This is a genomic window from Ursidibacter sp. B-7004-1 (genome assembly GCF_053654055.1).
The window spans coordinates 16998-43662 of the sequence record NZ_JBSIUP010000004.1; the positions used below are offsets into that span (position 1 = coordinate 16998).

23 protein-coding genes and 1 pseudogene are annotated in these 26665 nt (G+C 36.7%); 18 read left to right on the top strand and 6 right to left on the bottom strand.

From position 1 onward, the window contains the following. Positions 1 to 135 precede the first annotated feature (135 nt). The 6 genes and pseudogenes from ACWIW0_RS02145 to ACWIW0_RS02170 form a co-directional block, all read left to right on the top strand. Positions 136 to 315 (top strand): annotated as a pseudogene (locus ACWIW0_RS02145) (ACT domain-containing protein); the annotation flags it as partial. A 453-nt stretch (positions 316 to 768) separates the two neighbouring features. Next, positions 769 to 1734, top strand: coding sequence for a sigma 54-interacting transcriptional regulator (locus tag ACWIW0_RS02150; protein ID WP_454452073.1), 966 nt, complete (start codon positions 769 to 771; stop codon positions 1732 to 1734). Beyond that, positions 1734 to 3410: an ABC transporter substrate-binding protein gene (locus ACWIW0_RS02155; RefSeq protein WP_454452018.1), complete on the top strand. Its 1677-nt coding sequence runs from the start codon at positions 1734 to 1736 to the stop codon at positions 3408 to 3410. The genes ACWIW0_RS02150 and ACWIW0_RS02155 overlap by 1 nt, the downstream gene beginning before the upstream one ends. Positions 3411 to 3432: 22 nt before the next feature. Next, positions 3433 to 4392, top strand: a complete 960-nt coding sequence (locus tag ACWIW0_RS02160; RefSeq protein WP_454452019.1) for an ABC transporter permease — start codon at positions 3433 to 3435, stop codon at positions 4390 to 4392. After that, entirely contained in the window at positions 4382 to 5272 is an 891-nt protein-coding gene (locus ACWIW0_RS02165; protein WP_454452020.1) for an ABC transporter permease subunit, read from the top strand. Before ACWIW0_RS02160 ends, ACWIW0_RS02165 begins: the two co-directional genes overlap by 11 nt. A gap of 2 nt (positions 5273 to 5274) precedes the next feature. Further along, positions 5275 to 6321 carry a peptide ABC transporter ATP-binding protein gene (locus ACWIW0_RS02170; protein ID WP_454450203.1) on the top strand — a complete coding sequence of 349 codons (1047 nt, stop codon included), beginning with the start codon at positions 5275 to 5277 and terminating at the stop codon, positions 6319 to 6321. Positions 6322 to 6364: 43 nt separating this feature from the next. Here the strand turns inward: ACWIW0_RS02170 and ACWIW0_RS02175 are convergent, their stop codons facing one another. Next, positions 6365 to 6706 (bottom strand): helix-turn-helix domain-containing protein, encoded by a 342-nt coding sequence (locus ACWIW0_RS02175; protein ID WP_454452021.1) that lies wholly within the window; start codon positions 6704 to 6706, stop codon positions 6365 to 6367. A 127-nt stretch (positions 6707 to 6833) separates the two neighbouring features. Between ACWIW0_RS02175 and ACWIW0_RS02180 the strand changes: the two genes are divergently transcribed. Continuing rightward, a complete protein-coding gene (locus ACWIW0_RS02180) occupies positions 6834 to 7793 on the top strand; it encodes a GTPase family protein (protein ID WP_454452022.1) in 960 nt (319 codons plus the stop codon). A 5-nt stretch (positions 7794 to 7798) separates the two neighbouring features. Next, positions 7799 to 8536, top strand: a complete 738-nt coding sequence (locus ACWIW0_RS02185; protein ID WP_454452023.1) for a GTPase family protein — start codon at positions 7799 to 7801, stop codon at positions 8534 to 8536. 416 nt (positions 8537 to 8952) lie between these two features. On the opposite strand, the gene guaA is transcribed toward ACWIW0_RS02185, so the two are convergent. The 5 genes from guaA to guaB all read right to left on the bottom strand — a co-directional run bounded on the left by guaA (position 8953) and on the right by guaB (position 14378). Then, the gene (gene guaA / locus ACWIW0_RS02190; RefSeq protein ID WP_454452024.1) at positions 8953 to 10524 is read right to left on the bottom strand and encodes a glutamine-hydrolyzing GMP synthase; all 1572 of its coding nucleotides are present in this window, start codon (positions 10522 to 10524) and stop codon (positions 8953 to 8955) included. 39 nt (positions 10525 to 10563) lie between these two features. After that, positions 10564 to 11439 carry a DMT family transporter gene (locus tag ACWIW0_RS02195; protein ID WP_454452025.1) on the bottom strand — a complete coding sequence of 292 codons (876 nt, stop codon included), beginning with the start codon at positions 11437 to 11439 and terminating at the stop codon, positions 10564 to 10566. 129 nt (positions 11440 to 11568) lie between these two features. After that, positions 11569 to 12009, bottom strand: a complete 441-nt coding sequence (locus ACWIW0_RS02200; RefSeq protein ID WP_454452026.1) for a GFA family protein — start codon at positions 12007 to 12009, stop codon at positions 11569 to 11571. A 49-nt stretch (positions 12010 to 12058) separates the two neighbouring features. Beyond that, entirely contained in the window at positions 12059 to 12679 is a 621-nt protein-coding gene (locus ACWIW0_RS02205; protein WP_454452027.1) for a DUF1919 domain-containing protein, read from the bottom strand. Positions 12680 to 12914: 235 nt separating this feature from the next. Next, a complete protein-coding gene (gene guaB, locus ACWIW0_RS02210; RefSeq protein WP_454452028.1) occupies positions 12915 to 14378 on the bottom strand; it encodes an IMP dehydrogenase in 1464 nt (487 codons plus the stop codon). A gap of 253 nt (positions 14379 to 14631) precedes the next feature. Between guaB and hisC the strand changes: the two genes are divergently transcribed. The 10 genes from hisC to rpsA all read left to right on the top strand — a co-directional run bounded on the left by hisC (position 14632) and on the right by rpsA (position 26625). After that, positions 14632 to 15726 carry a histidinol-phosphate transaminase gene (gene hisC / locus ACWIW0_RS02215; protein WP_454452029.1) on the top strand — a complete coding sequence of 365 codons (1095 nt, stop codon included), beginning with the start codon at positions 14632 to 14634 and terminating at the stop codon, positions 15724 to 15726. 88 nt (positions 15727 to 15814) lie between these two features. Continuing rightward, positions 15815 to 17113: a 3-phosphoshikimate 1-carboxyvinyltransferase gene (aroA, locus tag ACWIW0_RS02220; RefSeq protein ID WP_454452030.1), complete on the top strand. Its 1299-nt coding sequence runs from the start codon at positions 15815 to 15817 to the stop codon at positions 17111 to 17113. Positions 17114 to 17264: 151 nt separating this feature from the next. Next, positions 17265 to 17690, top strand: a complete 426-nt coding sequence (gene uspA / locus ACWIW0_RS02225) for a universal stress protein UspA (RefSeq protein WP_157394807.1) — start codon at positions 17265 to 17267, stop codon at positions 17688 to 17690. Positions 17691 to 17852: 162 nt separating this feature from the next. Then, on the top strand, positions 17853 to 20477 hold the full coding sequence (alaS, locus tag ACWIW0_RS02230; protein ID WP_454452031.1) for an alanine--tRNA ligase: 2625 nt from the start codon (positions 17853 to 17855) through the stop codon (positions 20475 to 20477). 60 nt (positions 20478 to 20537) lie between these two features. After that, entirely contained in the window at positions 20538 to 20729 is a 192-nt protein-coding gene (gene csrA, locus ACWIW0_RS02235; protein ID WP_157394809.1) for a carbon storage regulator CsrA, read from the top strand. A 41-nt stretch (positions 20730 to 20770) separates the two neighbouring features. Further along, positions 20771 to 22135 (top strand): phosphomannomutase CpsG, encoded by a 1365-nt coding sequence (locus ACWIW0_RS02240; protein ID WP_454452032.1) that lies wholly within the window; start codon positions 20771 to 20773, stop codon positions 22133 to 22135. A 73-nt stretch (positions 22136 to 22208) separates the two neighbouring features. Further along, positions 22209 to 23096, top strand: a complete 888-nt coding sequence (galU, locus tag ACWIW0_RS02245) for a UTP--glucose-1-phosphate uridylyltransferase GalU (RefSeq protein ID WP_454452033.1) — start codon at positions 22209 to 22211, stop codon at positions 23094 to 23096. A gap of 53 nt (positions 23097 to 23149) precedes the next feature. Beyond that, positions 23150 to 24181 carry an outer membrane-stress sensor serine endopeptidase DegS gene (degS, locus tag ACWIW0_RS02250; protein ID WP_454446088.1) on the top strand — a complete coding sequence of 344 codons (1032 nt, stop codon included), beginning with the start codon at positions 23150 to 23152 and terminating at the stop codon, positions 24179 to 24181. A gap of 8 nt (positions 24182 to 24189) precedes the next feature. Then, a complete protein-coding gene (cmk, locus tag ACWIW0_RS02255; protein WP_454446076.1) occupies positions 24190 to 24861 on the top strand; it encodes a (d)CMP kinase in 672 nt (223 codons plus the stop codon). A 96-nt stretch (positions 24862 to 24957) separates the two neighbouring features. Further along, a complete protein-coding gene (gene rpsA, locus ACWIW0_RS02260) occupies positions 24958 to 26625 on the top strand; it encodes a 30S ribosomal protein S1 (protein ID WP_454446075.1) in 1668 nt (555 codons plus the stop codon). Positions 26626 to 26665: the final 40 nt, after the last annotated feature.

Consider the following 26665-nt stretch of genomic DNA (forward strand, 5'->3'; position numbering starts at 1 on the left):
CAGTGGGTTTCAATACTAAAATACCAACATAGAGGAAATTATTGTAAACAAAAATTTCCAAAATGTGAATTTGGCGGTATCATAGGCATCTATAAGCGATAAGATTTGGCTTGAAATTTGCAAAAGGATAGAACAATGAGATTAGCGATAACCTGTGTAGAAAGAGTAGGCGTAGCCCAAGATATTTTAAGTTTATTAGTAAAAAATCAGATAAATTTAGAAGGCATTGAACTACAAAAATTTGCAGATAAAGGAGTGGTATATTTACGCACCGAAGTTGTAGATGAAAATGTACAGCCTAAATTACTCAAAGAAATTACTAAAATCTCAGGGGTAACACAGGTTCAGCATATTCATCATTTACCCCAAGAACGTAAAAATTTAGAGTTACAAGCGGTATTAGGTGCTTTACCTAATCCTGTTTTATCCATTGATTTACAAGGGAATATTGAGTTTGCTAATCAACAGGCGATTAAGTCTCTATTGCCTGTGTATAAACAAAATTTATCTAAACGTAAACAGGATAAATTACAGACACTCAATGGTATTCCATTGAATGATGTATTAGCAAATTTAAATAAAACCAAATGGTATAGAGCTTTTCTTGAACAAGGTGCTGCTGCACAGCAAGATACCTTACAACCTATTTTCTATCCAATTCAATTTGATAATCAGATGTGGCGTATTGATTTATTACCGATCGAATTATGGGAAACCGATCAAAATCGCCCATTAGGTTATGTGGTGGCATTGCAATCACAACAAGCGATGCAACTCGATTTACATCAATTTATGGCAAATCAAACCAGTGAATTTGATGCAATGATTGCAACTAGCCCTAAAATGAAACTGGCAATAGAACAAGCTAAGAAGTTTGCTATATTGAAAGCTCCTTTACTCATTCAAGGGGAAACAGGGACTGGTAAAGATTTATTTGCTAAGGCTTGCCACCAATTTAGTTTTAGACGAGATGAGCGTTTTATTGCCGTAAACTGTGCGGGCTTGCCCGAAGATGATGCCGAAAGTGAAATGTTTGGTTACAACATTGAAGGCAAAGAGAGAATGGGCTTTTTTGAATACACTAATGGTGGTACGGTTCTGCTAGATAATGTTGCGGAGCTATCTTTAGATATGCAAGCTAAGTTGCTACGTTTTTTAAATGATGGGGTATTCCGTAGAGTGGGTGCTGAACGAGAAATTCAGGTTGATGTAAGGGTGATTTGTACCACTCAAAAACCATTAGCACAGCTAGTAAATGAAGGAAAAATGCGAGAAGATCTTTATCATCGCCTAAATGTTCTTACATTAAATTTACCGCCACTGCGTGAGCGACAAGCCGATTTGCCTTTACTTGCCGATCATTTTATTAGCCAAATTAGCCAGCAGCTTGGCATCAAAGAGCCGAGCTATGACGAATTTTTCTTACAAGCCTTACAGCGACACCGTTGGGCAGGAAATTTACGAGAACTCTATAATGCAATTTATCGTGCTTGTTCTTTGGCAAATCAACAACTCCAAGTTAAAGATTTAGATTTGCCTGAAGAATCGTTGCCTGATGCAGAAATGTTAAATTTAGAGCAAGCTTCTCTTGATGAATTACTCAATCAATTTGAGTCTTCACTATTACGCAAATTCTATGCGGAATATCCAAGTACTCGTAAACTTGCACAACGTTTAGGGATTTCTCACACTGCAGTGGCGAATAAATTGCGACAATATGGAATCGGTAAATAATGAAACGCTATCAACAAGCGGTTGCTTTATGCAGTTTTTTTGCAATATTTAGCTTAAATCCAACCGCTTATTCCGCCCCGAGTATTCCTCAAGCTTTGCTAAATAATAGCGTGGTTTATTGTACTGATGGTTCAGATTTCTCTTTTAATCCCCAACGGGCAGAAGTGGGGAGCAATATGAATATTGTAACGGAACAGCTTTACGATAAATTGATTGAGTTTGATCCCGTTACCAATAAATTGAAACCCGCTCTAGCAGAACGATTTGTAGTCAGTGATGATGGTTTAACTATTACATTTTACTTGCGTAAAAATGTACCATTTCACCATACTCCTTGGTTTACACCAACTCGTAAACTAAATGCAGAAGATGTAGTATTTTCATTAAATCGAATGATGGCGAGGGAGTTTGAGTTACCAGAGTTAAGTACTGAGCAACAAGCGACTTTAGCTCGTTATCGTATCAATAGCGAAATTGCTGAGCGAACTTATTTTCCCTATTTTGACAGTGTAAGACTAAAACATCGTATTGAGACAATTACTGCTCCAAATAGCCACACTGTAACGATTAAATTAGTGGCTGCCGATAATGCTTTATTACATCATCTTGCGAGTCAGTATGCGGTTATTTTATCGAAAGAGTACGCTTTACAATTAAATGCTGATGAAAATCTCGCTCAGTTAAACCGTTTACCTATTGGTACAGGAGCGTATCAAGTGGAACGTTATGTGCAAGATGATCACGTTCGTTTAATTCCAAACCCAAATTATTGGGGGAAGAAAGCTCACATAGGGAATATGATTGTTGATTTTTCAACGACAGCGACAGGGCGAATGGCAAAATTCTTAAATAAAGAGTGTGATATATCCGCTTTTCCTGAGCCTAGCCAGCTATCTGTTTTAACCGACAAGCAAGCGATTGTGCAAAGTGATGGAGCAAACTTAGCGTATTTAGCCTTTAATTTTCGCCAAGAAAAGATGCAAGATATTGCACTTCGTCAGCAAATTGCACAAGCTATTGATCGCCAGCGATTAGCAAAATTACTGTTTTATTCAATGGCGGACGTTGCTGAAAATGTATTACCCAAAGCGATTTTTCCTGAAACAAACCTAGATGGTTATCTTTATCCGCACATTGTTCGCAAAAAATCAGCGGAAACTGACCGCTTGAATCTATGGGTGGTAGATGAGAAAAAAGTTTATAATCCACATCCATTAAAAATGGCGGAACTGATTAGGGCGGATTTAGCCAAAGTTGGCATTACTGTTCAGGTTCGTCAAGTCAGTCGAGCTTATCTAGTACAGCAATTAGAGAATAATCAAGCAGACTACGATCTCATTTTAGGTGGCTGGCTAGCGAATAATTTTGATGCTGACGGTTTTTTGTCGCCTATTCTGAGTTGTGATGCACAAAATGCAGTAACTAATTTATCAAATTGGTGCGATCACGATTTTGATGCGTTGCTACAAAGTGCAAGGTTAAGTGAAGATAATTTTGTACAACGACTACTGTATCGCCAAGCACAAATGTTATTGCAACAGCAACTGCCGATCCTACCGCTTGTGAATACTAAAAGGGTGTTATTAGTTAGCCCTAAAGTTGCCAAGGTCAATATTAGCCATTTTGGGCAAGTGAAGCTAGCTGAAATCACTTTAAAGACGTTATCTACTCACTAGTAACGCAAAGAGAAATTTAAAGATGTTATTTGCATTGATTAGAAAATTATTTTTAACCTTGATTACGCTGATTATTTTATCTTTTATCAGTTATCATATTTTATTGCGAGATCCGCTAAATAACTTAGTTGAAAACGATTTCATCGCATATATCAATTATGTTCAGGCTTTATTACAAGGGGATTGGGGGATTAACCATAACACAGGAGAACCATTAGCTAAACAGATCTTAAATGTGTTTCCTGCTACGATTTCACTTTGTTTATCGGCATCATTTTTATCTCTATTACTAGGGATACCTTTAGGCTTTTTTTCAGCAACACAACGACAACATCTTATTGGGAAATTACTTTCAACATTAGGTTCACTTAGTTTAGCTGTGCCAGTATTTTGGTTGGCAATTTTGTTGCTTGCTTACGCTTCTGCAAACCATTGGGCAATTTCGGCAGTAGGAGAAATTCACCCTATTTATGCAGTGCCTTCAGTTACGGGGGTAACTTTTATTGATATTTTATTTTCAGATTCCCCCTATAAATTAAAAATGATGCAAAGTGCGTTACAACATCTAGCTTTACCTACTTTAATTCTAGCATTACCCGCAACATTAGAAACTTTACGCATTACAGAGCAACGGACGCTATATGTAATGAAACAGAATTACGTTAAAGTTGCTCGTGTGCGTGGCTGGTCGCCATTAAAAATTTGGTGTAGCCATATTATTCGTAATACACTACCTGCATTAGTACCAATGATCGCTCGCAATATAACACTTATTTTTGCTTTTGGAATGTTGATTGAAAATGTGGTGAGTTGGGACGGTGTTGGGCGTTGGATAATCAATGCGTTATCTATTCAAGATTACCACGCGATTTCTGCTGGGGTTGTGGCAATCGGTTTATTTGTTTTGTCGGTGGATTTACTAGCCAGTTTAATCACTACTTTATTAGACCCTTCACAGAAGAAAGATTGGTATGCTAAATAATAAAGATCCTGAACAATTTAGAGAGTCTGCCTATTTTAGTCAATTTTGGGCGGAGCTACGCCAAGATACCATTGCCTTAGTGAGTGTTAATCTATTTCTTGCATTGCTTGGCTTAACATTATTAGGCTATTGGATTGCTCCTTATTCTGCGGAACAACAGTTTATTGGTTTAGAGTTGATGCCACCATCTTGGAATGATGAAGGACAAATTAGCCACTTCTTTGGTACTGATGATTTAGGACGAGATATTTTTAGTCGGATTTTATCAGGTTTTTATTATACCGTAGGCTCGGCATTAGCCATTACGGTAGCCATTGCAATTATCGGTGGTATGATTGGTATTTTAGCTGGAGCAAAAAAGGGGAGTTCCTTTTTTATTCTTTCACACCTATTTGATACTTTTTTATTTACGCCCATTCTATTAATTGCAATTATTATCGCTACCTTAATGGAACCTAGCTTACCGAATGCAATGTTGGCTGTTTTTTTGGCGATGCTACCGCATTTTATCCATAAAATTTATCAAACCACTCAGCAAGAATTAAAGCGGGAATATGTTGTTACCCTTCGTTTAGAAGGGGCAAGATTTAGAGATCTTGTGAAAGAAGTGATCTTACCCAATTTAACAGTGATTGCAGTGAAAGAACTTTCTCATATTTTTGTGATAGCAGTGCTAGATATTAGTGCATTAAGTTTTATTTCACTTGGGGCAAAAAGCCCAACACCCGAATGGGGAACAATGATTCGAGACTCAATGGAATTAGTTTATATTGCCCCTTGGACAGTGATTTTACCTGGGGTTGCAATCGTCTTTGTGATCTTAATTATTACACTATTGGGTAATAGTATTGTGCGTGTTTTAGAGAAATATCGGTATTAGTTATGGCATTGTTAGATATTCGTCATTTAAGTATTGAAATTGAAACACCAGAAGGGCGAATTAAAATGGTGGATAACATCAATCTCACACTAGATAGCGGTGAGATTTGTGGCTTAGTTGGCGAATCAGGTTCAGGTAAAAGTTTAATCGCTAAAGTTATTTGTGGACTAGTTAAAGAAGAGTGGATTATTACCGCTGACCGATTTCGTTTTAATGATGTTGAGCTTTTAAAACTCTCACCATCACAACGTAGGAAATTAGTGGGCGATGATATTTCAATGATCTTTCAAGATCCGCTTTCCTGTTTAGACCCAAGTTTACCTATTGGTAAACAATTGAGCCAAACTATCCGCTTTAAAGGTAAATGGTGGCAATGGTTTGGCTGGAAAAAACGTAAAGCCATTGAGTTACTACATCGTGTAGGTATTAAAGATCACCAAGATGTAATGCAAAGTTACCCAACGGATTTAACCGAAGGGGAAGCTCAAAAAGTGATGATTGCTATGGCTGTGGCTAACCAGCCCCGTTTATTAGTGGCTGATGAACCAACAAATACAATGGAAGCCACAACACAGCTACAAATTTATCGCTTGCTTTCCAGTATGAATAAGAATTTAGGTACATCAATCATTTTAGTTAGTAACGATATGTTGAGTATTCATAAATGGGTTGATTCCTTTAATGTGCTTTATTGCGGTCAAACGGTGGAAATCGCCACGAAAGAAACCATAATGGAAACCCCATTTCACCCTTACACTTCAGTGTTATTACATAGTGTTCCTGATTTTTCTCAGCCTTATCCATTTAAGGGGCGGTTAAATACCCTAAAAGGAAGCGTTCCAATGCTTAAAGAGATGCCGATTGGCTGTCGCCTAGGGCCACGTTGCCCTTTTGCTCAGAAAAAATGTGTGGTTAAACCGCCATTAAGAAAGTTCCGCCAGCACGAATTTGCTTGCCATTTCCCGATTAACTTTCGTGAGCAAAATTTCTTGAAAAAATCTGAATTTATCCCTGTGGTTGTGAATGATAAGCCTGAGATGAGTGGGTGAAAGAAAATAAGTGAAAAAATACAGACGACTGGCTATAACCTAATTATTTATCTTGCTTCCACTCAACCATTGCCTCTATAAAAGTGAGCAATTTAGCCCGATCTTTGGCATTTAATTGTGACAGTAATTCATCAAATTGACGTGATTGGTCTTGTAAACGATGGCTTTGCTTCAGAAAATCAGAAGGTTCGCAACCAAAAAGTTCAGCAAATTCAAACAGACGAGGAACATTCGGTACGATATTTCCTCGTTCTATTCGTGAAATAGAATCAATACTTAAATCTAATAATTCTGCAACCTTTGCTTGAGAAAGCCCTACTTGTTTTCGATATTTGGCAATCATCATTCCTACATTTTTGGCAATTACTGCATTTTCTTCTGTCATACGAATTTCCTTCTGAACTAAAAGGATCGTATCTCTTCACAAAAATATCAAAAGGGATTAAAATGCCTACATAAGATTAAAAATCTTATAATACATAGAAGAAACAGTTAAATTATAGGAAAAAATTATGTCGCAAGCCCATCTCAATGATTTTATTAACAAAATCCAAAATGATCCTTCGTTAAGTGATGCAGATAAAGCCAAAGTTTTACAAAATGCAGCTGCATTACGAGATACTAAAGTCAATATTCTTATTACTGGTGGAACAGGTGTAGGAAAATCTTCTACTATCAATGCATTATTTGGTATGGATAAAGCAAAGGTCGGTATGGGTGTTGATCCTGAAACAATGGATATTAAAAAATTTGAACTCAGTAATATTACTTTATGGGATAGCCCTGGGTTAGGGGATGGAAAGGATGCTGATGTTCGTCATTCAAAAGGTATCATCAATACATTACTTGAAAAAGATAGTAACGGCGATTTATTAATTGATCTTGTTTTAGTTATTTTAGATGGTGGTAGTCGTGATTTAGGCACATCTTTTGAGCTAATTACAAATGTGATTATTCCTAATTTAGGTAAAGATAAAAAGCGTTTATTGATTGCGATTAACCAAGCGGATATGGCAATGAAAGGACGAAATTGGGATTATGATAAAAATGAGCCATTACCACCATTAGTTAAATTCCTTGATGAAAAAGTAGAATCAACTCGTAAGCGTATTTTAGAAGCAACAGGGGTTGATGTCACACCGATCTATTATTCAGCAGGTTATCAAGATGAAACAGGTTCTCAGCAACCGTATAATTTATCTAAACTATTAGCGTTTATTTTACGTCATACAAAAGAAGAAAAACGTATTGTTTTTGCTGATGAAATCAACAAAGATCCACGAATTTGGGAAAAAGATGAAAATGTTGAAAAACATCAAAAAGAAATAAAAGAATCTTTTCTTGAATCAGCGATTAAAGTTCTTGGTAAGGGCGTAGAAGCAGTGCTTGAGCCTGTTAAAGATCTCATTGAAGCTGGAACTAATTTCCTAAAAGAAGTAGGAAATGTCATAAGTAAATTCAAATTTTGGTAAATAAAATGTATTGGTCAAAAATTTGGGGGGAATTTGAATCCTATAACGAATTTACCTCACAGCTCCGCACTGAAAAACTAGAAAAAATCAGGTCAATTATTTCTAATAGAGGGTTACATTATCCTTTAGATGTGGCTCTCGTGGGAGCAACTGGTGTAGGAAAAAGCTCAACCATAAATGTGTTATTTGGTGAAACCCTAGCAAAAGTAGGAACAGGTGTAGAACCTGAAACACAATTTATCACTGAATATCAAACTGAGCGATTTCGTTTACACGATACCGCTGGGCTTGGTGATGGATTAGAGACAGACAAACGTCATTCTATGAATTTGACTGATTTACTTCTTAAAACTTATAGGAATAGTGATGTTAATTACCATCTTATCGATCTCTGCCTTGTTATTCTTGATGGCTCTAGTCGCGATATGGGAACAACCTATAAAACATTAGAGCAAGTGGTACTACGATGCATTGAACCCAAAAGAGTTATCGTAGCCATTAATCAAGCAGATATGGCAATGAAAGGGCGAAATTGGGATTATGTACTTAATCGCCCTCAATGTGAATTGACAGACTTTTTGAATGAAAAAGCACGTTCTGTTCAAGATAGAATCAAAGAAGCAACTGGATTGAGTATTAGTAAACCTGTTTTTTATAGTGCTGAAAAGAAATGGAATGTGGATAAGCTAATGGATCACATCATTGATCATATTCCTTATGACCGCCGTAGGGGTGAGGCATAACTTGGTGTAATGGACAAAATAGTTGCTAACAACATAATAAAAATATTATTAGCAACTATTTTGTCCATTACATCCCCACTTTTACTTCTATAAAAGTGGGTTTATTAGTGGTTTGGAGCGAACCATTTGGTTCGCTTTTTTAATTTGGTGTGAGTGTGAAGATTTGCACTTCATAGCGTTGCTACTCATCCCTTAAGAAAATATTGATTTAAACTTAATCTCTCAATTCAATGTGAGGTTGGCACTCACAGAAACGCTACCACTACACCAACAACATTTGCAATCAATTTGGGTTCTATTTTCATATTAATATCCATTCCTTCTAATGAAAAAGATAATTCTAAATTTGATAAGAATTTAGATACATAGGGAATTAAGACTAAATAGTCAATATTTACTAAAGTTCCGAATTCTTTTTATTCCCACTCAATCGTTGCAGGTGGTTTTCCTGAAACGTCATATACTACACGGGAAATACCGTTTACTTCGTTGATGATGCGGTTTGAGATTTTACCAAGTAAATCGTATGGTAAATGAGCCCAATGTGCAGTCATAAAGTCGATGGTTTCTACGGCACGCAGTGAGACAACCCAATCATATTTTCTACCATCGCCCATTACGCCTACTGATTTCACTGGTAGGAATACGGTGAAGGCTTGGCTAACTTTATAGTACCAATCGGATTTATATAGTTCTTCAATAAAAATTGCATCAGCTTTGCGTAATAAATCGCAATATTCTTTTTTCACTTCACCTAATACACGCACGCCTAAGCCTGGGCCTGGGAATGGGTGGCGATTTAACATATCGGCAGGTAAGCCAAGGGCTAAGCCAATTTTACGCACTTCATCTTTAAATAATTCACGCAATGGCTCAACTAAACCAAGTTTCATATAGTCGGGTAATCCACCTACATTATGGTGTGATTTAATAACGTGTGCTTTACCTGTTTTACTTGCCGCAGATTCAATAACATCTGGATAAATTGTACCTTGAGCTAACCATTTTACATTGGTGAGTTTTTTCGATTCATCATCAAAGACATCAACGAATACTTTACCGATAATTTTACGTTTTGCTTCAGGATCACTGATACCTTTTAGTGCATCTAAGAAACGGTCTTCCGCATCAACACGAATAATATTTAAACCGAATTTATCGCCAAACATATCCATTACTTGATCGGCTTCGTTTAAACGAAGTAAACCATTATCTACGAATACGCAGTGTAAGTTTTTACCAATAGCTCGGTGTAGGAGTAGAGCAGTAACAGAAGAATCCACACCGCCAGATAAGCCTAAAATAACTTCATCATCGCCTACTTGTGCTTTAATACGAGCAACTGCATCATCAATAATGTTTTCAGCCGTCCAACGAGTTTCACAACCACAGATACCAACAACAAAGTTTTTGATTAGCTCTAAACCACTTTTGGTATGGGTTACTTCTGGGTGGAATTGTACCCCGTAGAAACGGCGGTTTTCGTCTGACATTGCGGCAATAGGACAGGTTGGGGTAACGCCTGTGATTTGGAAATTTTCAGGCAAACGGGTAACTTTATCACCGTGACTCATCCATACGTCAAGTTTTGGTGTAGAAGCGGTCAGATCGTCATTTAATTTTGCAAATAAACTGTCTGTTGCTTTTAATTCTACCGAGGCATAACCAAATTCACGATGATCAGAATTTTCAGTTAATCCGCCTAATTGCATTGCCATTGTTTGCATTCCATAGCAGATACCAAGCACAGGAACGCCTGCATTGAATACATATTCAGGTGCTCGTGGGCTATTCTCTTCAGTGGTACTTTCTGGGCCACCTGAAAGAATAATCCCTGTTGGGTTAAACTCACGGATTTGCTCTTCCGTTACGTCCCAAGCCCAAAGCTCAGAGTAAACGCCAATATCACGAATACGGCGTGCAATAAGTTGGGTATATTGTGAACCGAAGTCCAAAATTAAGATTTTGTGTTTATGAATGTTTGTCATTGTTTTTTCTCTGTGATTTAAATAGATTAAAATAATTAACTAATCAGCTTTGCTCTTGACTGAGCCTAAATAAATTGCAAAAAGGGTTAATATAGCCCCACACCATTGCAATGAACTAATTTGTTTTTCTAACAGTGTACTGTCAATCACTAAAGCTGCAACAGGTTCGCTGAGTAATAATAAGCCTGTTAAACTTAAACTAAGTTTAGGGATTGAGTAGGCAATTAGCCCCCAAGCAATACATTGCATTACTATTCCATATATTAAAACTAGCCCAATATCAGAGACTGTTTTGGGATATAAAGTATCACTATTAAAATAGAGTGATGGAAGTATTAGCACAAATGCACCACTTAAACTGATTAACCACATCATTGGGAAAATCGAGATAGTTTCTTCTTTATGTGCTTGTCTAATGGTTGCCATTGATCCTGCTAGGCAAGCCCCTGATAATAAGCCGATAAAAATACCGTAAGCACCATCAACATTATGGGTTAATTCAGGGCTTGCTATAAGTATTACGCCAACAACTGCAATAAATAAGCTCAATAATTGTAATTTTGTTTGTTTTTCATTAAAGAAAATCCAAGCAATTCCTGCTAGGAAAAATACCTGTAAGCTATTTAATAATGTTGAAATACCAGGGCCAACCGCATAAATGCTTTCGTGCCAAAATGCTAAATCAAACGCAAGCAATATACCCGAAAATACAGCCCACATAATTGCTTTGGGGTTTTTAGGTAAATGCTTACGATAAATCTTCATCAGTACCCAGAAAATTCCCGTCGCAATAAGTAATCGCCAAAAGGCAATGGCATAAGCACCAACAGGCACAAATTTAACAATAAGGCTTCCAAGCCCAAATAAAATACAACCAATAATCAATAAGACTGCTGATTGGTTATGGTTTTTCATCGATATATTTATCCTTGTTATTCCGTTAGTTCAAAATCCAAAGTTCAGAACATATACTAATATCACGAATATATCGTGCAATATTCACAAATTTAAGATTTTTGTAAAAATTAGATTATCACTACCTATTTATTCTAAGCCTAATTTGGCTAGAAATTCTTTCTCTGTGAATTTAGGGACATCGTTACCTAAATAATAGAAAGAGGGTTTACGATCAATATAAATTTCTTGCTCTAAGATAAGTTCGTTTTCTGTACTGAATAGACCCGCAGATAGCTCATAATTATCTGTACCGAGTAAATGATAATATAAATGTGTTCCGCATTGTTTACAAAAAGCACGTTCTGCCCATTCAGAAGATGAATAACATTGGATGAAGTCTTTACCTGAAATATCTAACTTGTGCTGATAGCTCAAAGAAAATAATGGACTACCGTTCCAACGAAAACAAGTACCGCAATGGCAAGCATGAACATTTTTATTTTCTGGTACGGTAATCGTAACCGAACCGCATAAACATTGACCTTTCATATAATGCTCCTTTGTTTTTTCAAACAGTTTAATACTCATTGTATATTCCTATGATATATAAAGAGAACTGCAAAAAATTTTAGTTATCCTACCGCTTGTTAAACCATTCAACATAATCAAACTGATCGTAATAACGTTTTCCGTTTAAACCTGTGTATTCAAATAAATCGCCAACTTGCTCTTGTTGCTCAAAACCTTTGATATAAAAGGCACTTTTTAACTCTGGGTAAGGTTTGTGAGTAAAAACGATTTTGTGTTTAAAAGGCAAATTATCAAATTCGACTAAGTCTTGATAAGTACAACCATCACGCTCGGTCATTATAATGAATAATTGGGCTAAATTCATTCGTTGCGTGCGTTGTTGCCATTTATTTTTTGCTTCTTCAACTGTGGCATAGTGCATAAAATGAATGGTTAGATCATCTAATTTCGCAACAGGGTAACGATTTTCTGTTTCAATAAAGGTTAAAGATTGCTGTTGATAATATTCAATATTTTTGAGATAGCGAATAAAGTCCGTTGGGATTAAATACAAATTTACAAAAGGAGAATTAAAACGCAGGTTTAGATCGTGCAACATAAACGCCCCTGTACAATTACTTGAAATGATCGTGAAGTCGCAGTTTAATAGGCGTTTTTGGTTACGATAATTCACAATCTTTCTGATATAACTATTTAATTTATCTGTAATTCGTTTTATCTGTTGCATTTTATTTCCAATATAAGCGGTAAGATTTGCTGATTTTTTTGTAAAAATTAATTTGTTATATTTAATAAACGAACACACGCAGTGTGTCCGAATGAAAAAAGACTTTGTCAATAATCTAGGGGCTAATGTAATTAGCCCCTACGAGTATGGATATATATTGGTTGTGATACCACTATATTCGGTAACTGTAGGGGCAAATCATATTTGTCTTTAATTATCTACCCATTATAAATGATTAGCTCATTCGGTAGTTTGGAGCTTCTTTGGTAATGGTCACATCGTGAACGTGGCTTTCTTTAATACCAGCACCACTAATACGGACAAATTGTGCTTTTGTGCGTAAATCATCAATTGTTGGGCAGCCTGTTAAACCCATACAAGAGCGTAAGCCGCCCATTTGTTGATGAATAATTTCTTTTAAGAAACCTTTGTATGGAATACGACCTTCAATACCTTCAGGCACTAATTTATCTGCTGCATTATCAGATTGGAAATAACGGTCTGATGAGCCTTTTGACATTGCACCTAATGAACCCATTCCACGATAAGATTTGAATGCACGACCTTGATAAAGCTCAATTTCGCCTGGTGCTTCTTCTGTACCTGCAAACATTGAACCTACCATTACACAACTTGCACCTGCTGCAATCGCTTTAGCAATATCGCCAGAGTAGCGGATACCACCGTCAGCAATCACAGGGATACCACGATCTTTTAATGCCGCTGCCGCATCTGCAATAGCGGTAATTTGTGGCACACCAACCCCTGTTACAATACGAGTTGTACAGATAGAGCCAGGCCCAATACCGACTTTAACTGCGCTCGCACCTGCGTCAGCAAGTGCAATTGCACCTTCAGCAGTAGCTACGTTACCGGCTACGATTGGTAAGTTTGGATATTTCGCACGAGTTTCACGTACACGTTGTAGTACACCTTCTGAATGGCCGTGAGATGAGTCGATTAACAGCACATCTACGCCAGCTTTCACAAGGGCTTCAATACGTTCTTCATTGCCTGGACCTGCACCAACAGCTGCACCCACACGCAAACGACCAAATTCATCTTTACACGCATTCGGTTTGCTTTCCGCTTTTTGATAATCTTTTAAGGTGATCATTCCTTTTAGTTTAAAATTATCATCAACAACGAGTACTTTCTCAACACGATATTCGTGCATTAAATGGAAAATTTCTTCACGAGTTGCATTTTCTTTAACGGTAACTAAACGATCTTTAGGCGTCATAAAATCAGCAACGGTTTTATTTAAGTCAGAAACAAAACGAGTATCACGTCCTGTAATAATACCCACTAAATTGCCATTAGCATCAACCACTGGATAGCCTGCAAAGCCATTTTTCTTCACAATTTCAGCTAATTCTGCAAGGGTAACATCAGGAGAAACAGTAACAGGCTCAGATACAATTCCACTTTCAAATTTTTTCACTTTGCGCACGCGATCTGCTTGGCGTTCAATCGTCATATTCTTATGAATAAAACCAATACCCCCTTCTTGAGCAAGAGAGATAGCTAATTTAGTTTCAGTTACAGTATCCATTGCCGCAGAAAGCATAGGGATATTAAGACGAATTTCTTTGGTCAGTTGAGTTGAAAGGTTTGCGGTATTAGGTAGCACAGTAGAATGTGCTGGGACAAGTAAAACATCATCAAATGTTAGTGCTTCTTGTTTGATTCGTAGCATTGCAATAGTTCCTTAAATAGAAATTTTAAAATTAAACTGGAAAAATTGCGGGCGGATTATACAGATGTTAGCGTAATTTGTAAATTTGCAAGCGGTGAGTTTTTATGAATTTTTGCATAAATTTTAATGAGTTGGTAAGACTTGGAATATTAGTGTAATAATTTAATAGAATATATCTAGAGCCATTGCTTAATATAGCAATATTTTGTTATATAATAGTTAAAATCAATAATTTTCATATTAAGGACATTATATGCAATTTATCAAGATCGCTAATGAAGGCGTTAAAAATTTATCTCCATATCAAGCAGGAAAACCAATTGAAGAACTAGAACGTGAACTTGGTATTTCTAATATTATTAAATTAGCCTCAAACGAAAACCCATTTGGTTTCCCAGAAAGTGCCAAGCAGGCAATTCAAGCACAATTAGCGGATTTAACTCGCTATCCTGATGCAAACGGCTATTACCTTAAAGAAGTTATTGCAAAAAAATTCGGTGTTGCATTAAATCAAATTACCTTAGGAAATGGGTCAAATGATCTCTTAGAGTTAATCGCACATACCTTTGCGACAGAACAAGATGAAATTATCTTTTCACAGTATGCCTTTATTGTTTATCCATTAGTTTCTCAAGCGATCAACGCAAAATCAATTGTGATCTCGGCTAAAGATTATGGACACGATTTAGATGCCTTTATTGCGGCTATTACGCCTAAAACAAAATTGATTTATGTTGCGAACCCTAATAATCCTACGGGGACATTTTTAACGCATCAACAAATTGCTGAATTTTTAGCAAAAGTTCCTGAGAATGTGATCGTTGTGCTTGATGAAGCCTACACAGAATTTACACACCCAGATGAGCGGGTAGATTCATTCAAACTTTTACAACAACATTCAAATTTAGTAATTTGTCGCACTTTATCTAAGGCTTATGGTTTAGCAGGGCTACGCATTGGCTATGCAGTCTCAAACAATGAAATTGCAGATTTATTCAATCGTGTTCGCCAACCGTTTAACTGTAATAGTTTAGCGTTAGCAGCAGCGATTGCGGTAATGCAAGATGATGCGTTTGTGACACAAGTAGCGGAGAATAACCGTATTGAAATGGCTCGCTATGAACAATTTTTCCAACAAAATGGTTTGGAATATATTCGCTCTAAAGGTAATTTTATTACCGTTGATCTGAAACAGCCAGCAGCCCCTATTTATGAGAAACTTCTTCATCAAGGTGTTATTGTTCGTCCTATCGCTGGGTATGGAATGCCAAACCATTTGCGTATTAGTATTGGTTTACCTGAAGAGAATGATCGTTTCTTTAATGCTCTTCTCAACGTATTAAACTAATTAGCAAGCGGTAAGATTTTCATTCTGTTTTGCAAAATTTTGTACTAATCTTACCGCTTACCAAATCAATTTATCACTCGGAATTTCTATGCAAACATTAACATTAAACCCAATTAGTCGGGTGGAAGGTGAAATCAATTTACCTGGTTCAAAAAGTTTATCTAATCGAGCCTTATTATTAGCAGCCCTTGCAGAAGGCACAACAAAAGTCACTAATTTATTAGATAGTGATGACATTCGTCATATGCTCAATGCGTTAAAACAACTTGGTGTAAATTACCAACTTTCAGATGATAAAACGGTCTGTGAAGTAACAGGTGTTGGCGGTGCATTTGAGTGGCAAAGTGGGTTAGCGTTATTTTTAGGTAATGCGGGCACTGCAATGCGTCCATTAACCGCAGCACTCTGTTTAAAAGGAAACACTGAAAGTGAAGTAATTTTAACAGGCGAGCCAAGAATGAAAGAGCGTCCAATTTTGCACCTAGTTGATGCGTTACGTCAGCTTGGGGCAAATATCACTTATTTAGAAAATGAAGGATATCCGCCGATTGCTATTCGTAATACGGGGTTAAAAGGCAATTATGTTAAAATAGATGGTTCAATTTCATCGCAATTTTTAACAGCATTGCTAATGGCTGCACCTTTAGCTGAAAATGATATGACGATTGAGATTATTGGTGATCTGGTTTCAAAACCTTATATTGATATTACTTTAGCGATGATGCGTGATTTTGGCGTGACAGTGTCTCATCAAAACTATCAATTATTTTCAGTCAAAGGTCAGCAAAAATATCATTCCCCACAGCAATATTTAGTGGAAGGCGATGCTTCTTCAGCATCTTATTTTTTAGCTGCTGGGGCTATTAAAGGCAAGGTGAAAGTAACAGGCATTGGTAAAAATTCAATTCAAGGCGACCGCTTGTTTGCAGATGTACTGGAAAAAATGGGGGCGAAAATCACTTGGGGCGATGATTTTATTCAAGCTGAACAGGGTGAGTTAAAGGGCATTGATATGGATATGAACCACATTCCCGATGCTGCAATGACAATCGCAACTACAGCATTATTCGCTCAAGGGGAAACCGTTATTCGTAATATTTATAACTGGCGAGTTAAAGAAACAGATCGTCTAACAGCGATGGCAACAGAATTACGCAAAGTAGGTGCAGAAGTGGAAGAAGGCGAAGATTTTATTCGCATTCAACCTCTTACGTTAGCGGATTTTAAACACGCAGAGATTGAAACTTATAATGATCATAGAATGGCAATGTGTTTTGCATTGATCGCATTATCCAATACACCAGTTACCATTTTAGATCCAAAATGTACTGCTAAAACTTTCCCTACTTTTTTTGACGAATTTGAGAAAGTCAGTGTTACTGCATAGTAGAGTAGTGTGGGCTTCAGCCCACCATATTATTTTAACTTCTTAATTTTTTCTAAATGATTTTTCAAATTTGCGATCTGCTTCAAATTTTAAACTATAAGAGTATGATAGTATTCAGCATAGTTAAATGTCATACAGCAAGGAGCTTATTATGTACAAACATATTTTGGTTGCCGTTGATCTTTCTGAAGAAAGTCTTGTATTACTTCGTAAAGGTGCAAAACTCGCAGAGAAATGTGGTGCTAAACTGTCATTAATTCACGTGGACGTGAATTTTTCAGACCTTTACACAGGCTTAATTGATATCAATATGTCATCAGTACAAGATTCTGTATCAGAAGAAACACTTAAAGCCTTAGAAGAATTGGCACACAAAGTCGAATATCCAGTAACAGAGCGTCTAAATGGTAGTGGAGATTTCAGTCAGGTATTGGAAGATGCCGTAGAAAAATATAATGTTGATCTACTTGTTACGGGACATCACCAAGATTTTTGGAGTAAATTTATGTCTTCAACTCGTCAGGTGATGAATAATGTATCCGTAGATATGTTAGTTGTACCTTTAGCAAGTGAGTAATAATATTTAACCGCTTATATTCGTTATAAGCGGTTAGTTTTGATAAATTTTTTACTTATATGTCGATAACCTAGCACAGTATCTAAAAAAATGTGTAGAATAGGCAGGTTACTGTTTAGAAACAGAATTTTATACAATTTTTTATATATTTAGAGTATTGAAATGAAAACGACTTCAGAGATTAGACAATCCTTCTTAGAATTTTTCCAAAGTAAAGGACATACTATTGTACCAAGCAGTTCGCTTGTTCCCGAAAACGATCCAACGTTACTATTCACCAATGCTGGAATGAACCAGTTTAAAGATGTATTTCTAGGTTTAGATAAACGTAGTTATAGCCGTGCGACTAGCTCACAACGTTGTGTTCGTGCAGGTGGTAAACATAATGATTTAGAGAATGTAGGTTATACCGCTCGTCATCATACTTTCTTTGAAATGCTAGGCAACTTTAGCTTTGGTGATTATTTTAAACAAGATGCGATTGCATTTGCTTGGGAATATTTAACATCACCACAATGGCTTGGTTTACCAAAAGAAAAATTATGGGTAACCGTATATGAAACCGATGATGAAGCATACGACATTTGGAATAAAGAAATCGGTGTACCTGCTGAGCGTATTGTGCGAATTGGCGATAACAAAGGTGCACCTTATGCATCGGATAACTTTTGGCAAATGGGCGATACAGGTCCTTGTGGGCCTTGTACTGAAATTTTCTATGACCACGGTGATCATATTTGGGGCGGCCCACCAGGGTCTGCTGAAGAAGATGGCGACCGCTATATCGAAATTTGGAATGTGGTATTTATGCAATTTAACCGTCAAGCTGACGGCACAATGGAGAAATTACCAAAACCGTCTGTTGATACAGGTATGGGCTTAGAGCGTATTAGTGCGGTGTTGCAACACGTTAATTCAAACTATGAAATTGACATTTTCCAAACACTTATTAAAGAAATCGCCAACTTGTTAAATGTACAAGATTTAGATAACAAATCATTGCGTGTTATTGCAGATCATATCCGTTCTTGTGCGTATTTAATTGCTGATGGTGTTGTGCCATCAAATGAAGGTCGTGGTTATGTACTTCGCCGTATTATTCGTCGAGCAGTGCGACACGGTAATATTTTAGGTGCAAAATCTGCTTTCTTTTATAAATTAGTACCTACTTTAGCAAAAGCGATGGGTCAAGCAGGTGAGATTATTACGCAAAAACAAGCACATATTGAGAAAGCCTTAAAAGCAGAAGAAGAGCAGTTTGCTCGTACTTTAGAGCGAGGTTTAACACTGCTAGAAGATGCTTTAGCAAAAGTAGAAAACAACCAACTTTCAGGCGAAGTTGCCTTCAAACTTTATGATACCTATGGTTTTCCATTGGATTTAACCGCTGATGTGTGTCGTGAACGTGATATTACTATTGATGAAGCAGGTTTCGAGCGTGAAATGCAAGCTCAAAGAGCAAGAGCACAAGCAAGTAGCAATTTTGGTACAGACTATAATAATGTGATTAAAGTCGATGGTTCCACTGTTTTTAAAGGCTATGATGTTACAGAAACAGAAGCGACAGTGGTTGGCTTGTTCAGTAATGGTAAATCCGTAGAGCGTATTGATTCTGGTGAGAATGCAGTAATTATTTTAGATCAAACCGCATTTTATGGTGAATCGGGTGGGCAAGTTGGTGATAGCGGTCAGATTTCATCAGAAACTTGCAATTTTGATGTTAAAGATACACAGAAATATGGACAGGTATTTGGACATATTGGTCAATTAAGCTCAGGTTCATTATCCGTTGGCGATAAAGTTTTCGCACAAGTAGATACGACACGTCGGCACGCTATTACCTTAAACCACAGTGCAACTCACTTATTACATTCTGCATTACGCCAAGTGTTAGGTGATCACGTTGCACAAAAAGGCTCTTTGGTTTCAGAAAATACATTACGTTTTGACTTCTCTCAACCTGAAGCTATTGCGAAAGCAGATTTAGAAGAAATTGAGCGTATTATTAACCGTAAAATTCGTGAAAATAATGCAGTAACCACACAAGTAATGGACTTAGATTCTGCAAAACAAAAAGGTGCGATGGCATTATTTGGTGAAAAATATGGCGATAAAGTCCGAGTGGTTGATATGGGCGAATTTTCCATTGAGCTTTGCGGTGGTACACACGTTAAACAGACCGGGGATATTGGCTTATTTAAGTTTATCTCTGAAGGTGCAGTTGCCGCTGGTGTTCGTCGTGTAGAAGCGGTTACAGGCGAAAATGCGATTGATTTATTACATCAGCAACAACATATTTTGAACCAAAGTAGTGAATTGTTAAAAGCAGATAGCCATACTTTAGTAGAGAAAATTCAACAATTACAAGAGAAAAGTAAGAAAGTTGAAAAAGAGCTACAACAGTTAAAAGAAAAACTGGCATCTCAAGCAGGTGGAGAATTAGCCAAACAAGCTCAACAGATCAATGGCGTAAATGTTTTGGTTCAACAACTCGAAAATGTAGATGCCAAAGCATTAAGAACAATGGTTGATGATTTGAAAAATCAATTAGGTTCAGCTGTTGTTGCATTTGCAACACATTCTGAAGGCAAGGTGAATTTAATTGTCGGAGTAACTAGCAATTTAACTTCAAAAATCAATGCGGGTGAATTAGTTGGTTTAATGGCAAAAGAAGTTGGTGGTAAAGGGGGCGGTAGAGCAGATATGGCTATGGCTGGTGGTAGCCAACCTGAACATATCAATAATGCCTTAACTCTTGCAACAGACTGGATTCAAGCAAAACTTTAATAATAAAAAATGCAAGGTAAATAAAATTACCTTGCTAATACAAATTAAAAGGAGATAGTTATGCTGATCTTAACGCGTAAAATAGGAGAAAGTTTATTAATTGGTGATGATGTTGAAATCACTGTATTAAGTGTTCGCGGTAGTCAAGTTAAATTAGGAGTCAAAGCTCCTAAAGAGATTTCTGTTCATCGTGAAGAAATCTATCAGCGGATCAAAGCATTAGCAGAAGAAACTGCCGAAGATACGAAATAACGTATTATATAAAACTCATATTTTCATATAAGGAAATCATTATGGAAAAATTAACTTGCTTTAAAGCCTATGACATTCGAGGGCAATTAGGCACTGAACTAAATGTTGATATCGCTTATCGTATTGGTCGTGCATTTGGTCAATTTTTAAAACCAAAGAATATTGTTGTAGGTGGTGATGTTCGTTTAACCAGTAATGAGCTTAAAAGTGCCGTAACAAACGGTCTATTAGACTCAGGTGTTGATGTCATTGATTTAGGACAAACAGGTACAGAAGAAGTTTATTTTGCCACATCATATCTAAAAGCAGATGGTGGAATTGAAGTAACAGCAAGCCATAACCCAATGGATTATAATGGAATGAAATTGGTTCGTGCTGGTTCTCGTCCGATTAGTGCCGAAAGTGGCTTAGCAGATATTCAACGTCTTGCAGAAGAAAATAATTTCCCCCCAGTAACTCAACGTGGTACTTATACACAAAAAAGCGTTTTAGGTGAATATGTAGAACATTTACTGTCTTATATTGATATCAAAAAACTCACACCGAAGACATTGGTTATCAATTCAGGCAATGGTGCTGCAGGTAAGGTTATTGATGCGATTGAAGCTCAATTTAAAGCAAATAATGTTCCTGTTAAATTTATCAAAGTACACAATAACCCAGATGGTAACTTCCCAAATGGTATTCCTAACCCGATTTTACACGAAAATCGCCAAGACTCTATTGATGCAGTCTTAGCGAATAAAGCGGATATGGGGGTGGCTTTTGATGGTGATTTTGACCGCTGTTTCTTATTTGATGAAAAAGCGGGCTTTATTGAAGGCTACTATGTAGTTGGGTTGCTTTCTCAAGCATTCTTACAAAAAAATCCAGGAGCTAAGATTATTTATGACCCACGCCTAATTTGGAATACGGAAGAGCTTGTAAAAGAAAGTGGTGGTGAAGCTGTAATGTCTAAATCAGGTCACTCATTTATTAAAGAGAAAATGCGTGAAGTTGATGCTATTTATGGTGGAGAGATGAGTGCTCACCACTATTTCCGCGATTTCTTCTATTGTGATAGTGGTATGATTCCTTGGCTATTAACCTTAGAATTACTTTGTACCACAGGAAAAACTTTAAGTGAATTAGTCGGCGAACGCTTAGATAAATATCCATCACCAGGTGAAATCAACAGTAAATTAGCAGATGCGAAAGTTGCGATTGAACGTGTATTAAATGCTTATAAAGAAAATGCCAAATCAGTCGAAACATTAGATGGAATTAGTGTAGAATTTGAAAACTGGCGTTTTAATTTAAGAAGTTCAAACACTGAACCAGTTGTTCGCTTAAATCTTGAAACAAAAGGTGATAAAGCATTAATGCAGCAAAAAACAGATGAAGTATTAGCATTACTTCGTCAATAGTTACAAAATTTTTTAACAATGAAACCGCTTGCGTTGGTAGGCGGTTGATTATTTTTTATTATAAGGATTTCCAATGAAAGTGATTATTCCTGTTGCAGGGCTAGGTACTCGAATGCTTCCAGCAACTAAAGCAATTCCAAAAGAGATGCTGACAATTGCAGATAAACCATTGATTCAATATATCGTTAATGAATGTGTTGCTGCAGGAATTAAAGAGATTGTCCTTGTTACTCATTCATCTAAAAATGCTATCGAAAACCATTTTGATACATCATTTGAATTAGAAACAATGCTTGAGAAACGTGTTAAACGTCAGTTATTAGATGAAGTTCGTTCTATTTTACCTAAAGATGTTACTATTATGCACGTTCGCCAAGGGCAAGCAAAAGGCTTAGGACACGCAGTGTTATGTGGACGAGCATTAGTAGGAAATGAGCCATTTGCAGTTGTTTTACCTGATGTGTTATTAGCAGATTTTACAGCAGATCAGAAATCTGAAAACTTATCTGCAATGATTGCTCGATTTAAAGAGACTGGAAATAGCCAAATTATGGTTGCTCCAGTGGCGAAAGAAGATGTTAGTAGCTATGGTGTAGTGGATTGTCAAGGTGCAGAACTACAGCCAGCGGGTACGGCTAAAATTGTCAATATTATCGAAAAGCCTGCGGTAGAAGATGCTCCGTCTAATTTCGCTGTTGTAGGGCGTTATGTATTTTCTGCAGAAATTTGGGATCTTCTTGCTAAAACACCGATTGGTGTGGGTGATGAAATTCAATTAACAGATGCAATTGATATGTTAATTGAACAACAAGATGTGGAAGCATTCCATATGACAGGTAAAACATTTGATTGTGGTGATAAACTGGGCTATATGGAAGCTTTCGTAGAATATAGTTTAAATCACGATAAATTTGGACAAGCATTTAAAGATTATCTAAAAAAATTAGCAAAATCTTTATAAATTTATAAAAAAGACGCATTTAGCGTCTTTTTACTTCCATTAAAGTATTGATGATGTTAAAGAAAGTATTACAAGCGGTTGGATTTGGTCTTTTTTGTGCAGGGTTAATTCTATATGTTGCTCCTGCCGTTAATACCTATTCAAGCAAGTTTTTCAATCAAGATATTGTAAGCTATCATAATGCGGTTAAATTAGCATCACCAGCTGTTGTGAATGTTTATAATCAATCTATCGATACAACACAATATAATCAGTTACAAGTCAATAATTTAGGCTCTGGCGTCATTATGACTAAATCGGGCTATATATTGACAAATAAACACGTTATTCAAAATGCCGATCAGATTATTGTCGCATTGCAGTCAGGTGTAATTGCGAACGCTATTCTAGTTGGTTCAGATACATTAACCGATCTTGCTGTACTGAAAATTCAAGCTGAAAATCTACCCACAATTCCTCAAAATAAAGAACGGGTAGTCCAAGTAGGGGATGTTGTTTTAGCAATTGGTAATCCATTAAATCTAGGGCAGAGTATTACTCAAGGTATCATTAGTGCCACAGGGCGAAATGCTCTTTCCGAAGGTGGAAGACAAAATTTCTTACAAACAGATGCGTCCATCAATAAAGGAAATTCAGGTGGTGCTTTGGTAAATAGTGCTGGGGAATTGATTGGTATTAATACATTAAGTTTTGGTAAGAACAGTGATGAATTAGCTGAAGGGCTTAATTTTGCTATTCCTATCAGTTTAGCGAATAAAGTAATGGAAAAGATTATTAAAGATGGACGAGTCATTCGTGGGTACTTCGGAGTAAGTAGCTCGCTATTTTATTCTGCTAAACAATTAGGTTTGGGTGAAAAAGGCGTTTTAATTACAAGTGTGACAGAGAATGGACCTGCCGATAAAGGTGGCATTCTTGAAGGTGATATTGTATTAAAAATTGCTGACATTGAAGCTGAAACACCATCACAAATGATGGAAGCTCTTGCTGATATTAAACCGGGGACTGATGTAAAAGTTCTCATTTCTCGTCAAGGAAAACTGATGGAATTGAATGTTGTTATCGGTGAATTCCCTGAAATATAGGAAAAAAGATGAATAAAAATATTGTAATTACTGTTGATGGCCCAAGTGGTGCAGGTAAAGGTACCTTATGCCACGCATTAGCAGAAAAGTTAAAGTTTGATTTTTTAGATTCTGGTGCAATTTATCGCATCTTAGCATTGGCTGCAAAAAAATCAGGAATAGATTTTGCAAACGAAAAACAACTTGCAGAGTTAGGGCGTAATCTTAATGTTCAATTTATTCCTTCAAATGGGGAAATTCACGTTGTTTTAGATGGTGAAAATGTTGGCGATCAAATTCGTACTGCAGAAGCGGGACAGAATGCCTCTAAAATTGCAGTTTATCCCTTAGTTCGTGAAGCCTTATTACAAAGACAGCGTGATTTTAGTACATCAAAAGGATTGGTTGCTGATGGTAGAGATATGGGGACAATTGTCTTCCCTGAGGCTCAAGTTAAGCTATTTTTAGATGCTAGTGCGGAAGAACGTACAAAAAGACGTGTAAAACAGTTGCAAGAAAAGGGATTTAATGCTAACTTTGACGAGATTTTAGCCGAGATAAAAGAGCGTGATTTTCGTGATCGAAATCGTGAAGTTGCGCCTTTAATTCCAGCTAAAGATGCACTTGTTTTGGATTCTACATCTCTTTCTATTGATGAAGTAATTCAGCAAGCATTATCTTATGTTGAAAAACATATTTAGAATAGTTTGCCTAGTAACGGATGATTAGGTTTTTATTATCAACCCCATTTAAATGGATATAAATGGACGTTTTATTTTATTAAAGAAGATTAAATTATGACTGAATCTTTTGCTCAACTATTTGAAGAATCACTAAAAGGTCAAGAAACTCGTTTAGGTGCTATTGTTAAAGGTACTGTAGTTGCTATCCAAAAAGGCTATGTACTTGTAGATGCTGGTTTAAAATCAGAATCAGCAATTCCTGCTGAAGAGTTTTTCAATGCACAAGGCGAACTTGAAGTTCAAGTTGGCGATGTTATTGACGTTGCTCTTGATGCGGTAGAAGACGGTTTCGGTGAGACTAAACTTTCTCGTGAAAAAGCTAAACGTAACGAGTCTTGGGCTGCGTTAGAAAAAGCATTCGAAGAACAAGCAACTGTAGTTGGTTTAGTAAACGGTAAAGTAAAAGGTGGCTTCACTGTTGAGTTAAACGGTGTTCGTGCATTCTTACCAGGTTCATTAGTTGATACACGTCCAGTACGTGATTCACTAAACCTTGAAGGTCAAACTTTAGAGTTTAAAGTAATCAAATTAGATCAAAAACGTAACAACGTTGTTGTTTCTCGTCGTGCAGTAATCGAATCTACAAGTAGCCAAGATCGCGAAGAAGTATTAGCAAACTTAGTTGAAGGTTCTGAAGTTAAAGGTACAGTTAAAAACTTAACTGACTACGGTGCATTTGTTGATTTAGGCGGCGTAGATGGTTTACTTCACATCACCGATATGGCTTGGAAACGTGTTAAACACCCAAGCGAAGTGGTTAATGTAGGTGATGAAGTTACTGTTAAAGTATTAAAATTTGACAAAGACAAAACTCGCGTATCTTTAGGCTTAAAACAATTAGGTCAAGATCCTTGGGCTGCTATTGCACAAAATCACCCAGTAAACAGCAAATTAACAGGTAAAGTAACTAACTTAACTGACTACGGCTGTTTCGTTGAAATTTTAGATGGTGTTGAAGGTTTAGTTCACGTTTCAGAAATGGATTGGACAAACAAAAATATCCACCCATCTAAAGTTGTAAATGTTGGTGATGTTGTTGAAGTTATGGTATTAGAAGTAGATGAAGAACGTCGTCGTATTTCTTTAGGCTTAAAACAATGTAAAGCTAACCCTTGGGAACACTTTGCTGAAACTCACAACAAAAACGATAAAGTTAAAGGTAAAATCAAATCAATCACTGATTTCGGTATCTTTATCGGATTAGAAGGTGGTATTGACGGTTTAGTACATTTATCTGACATTTCTTGGAATGTTTCAGGTGAAGAAGCTGTTCGTAACTACAAAAAAGGTGATGAAGTAGAAGCTGTTGTATTACAAGTAGATGCTGTGAAAGAGCGTATCTCTTTAGGTATCAAACAGTTAGATTCTGATCCATTCACTAACTTTGTTGAAGGCACGAAAAAAGGTGCTATCGTTAAAGGTAAAGTAGTAGAAGTTGATGCTAAAGGTGCTAAAGTTGAATTAGCTGATGGTGTTGAAGGTTATGTTCGTGCTGCAGAAGCAACTCGTGATCGTGTTGAAGACATCACATCAGTAATCAGCGTTGGCGATGAACTAGAAGCTAAATATACAGGTGTTGATCGTAAAGCTCGTATTGTGAATTTATCTGTTCGTGCAAAAGATGAAGCTGAAGAGTCAGCAGCATTAGCACAAGTAAATAAACAAGAAGAAGCTATTCCAAATGCAATGGCTGAAGCGTTTAAAGCAGCTAAAGGTGAGTAATTAGCTCTCTTTATAAAAGCGGATATGTAAGCATATCCGC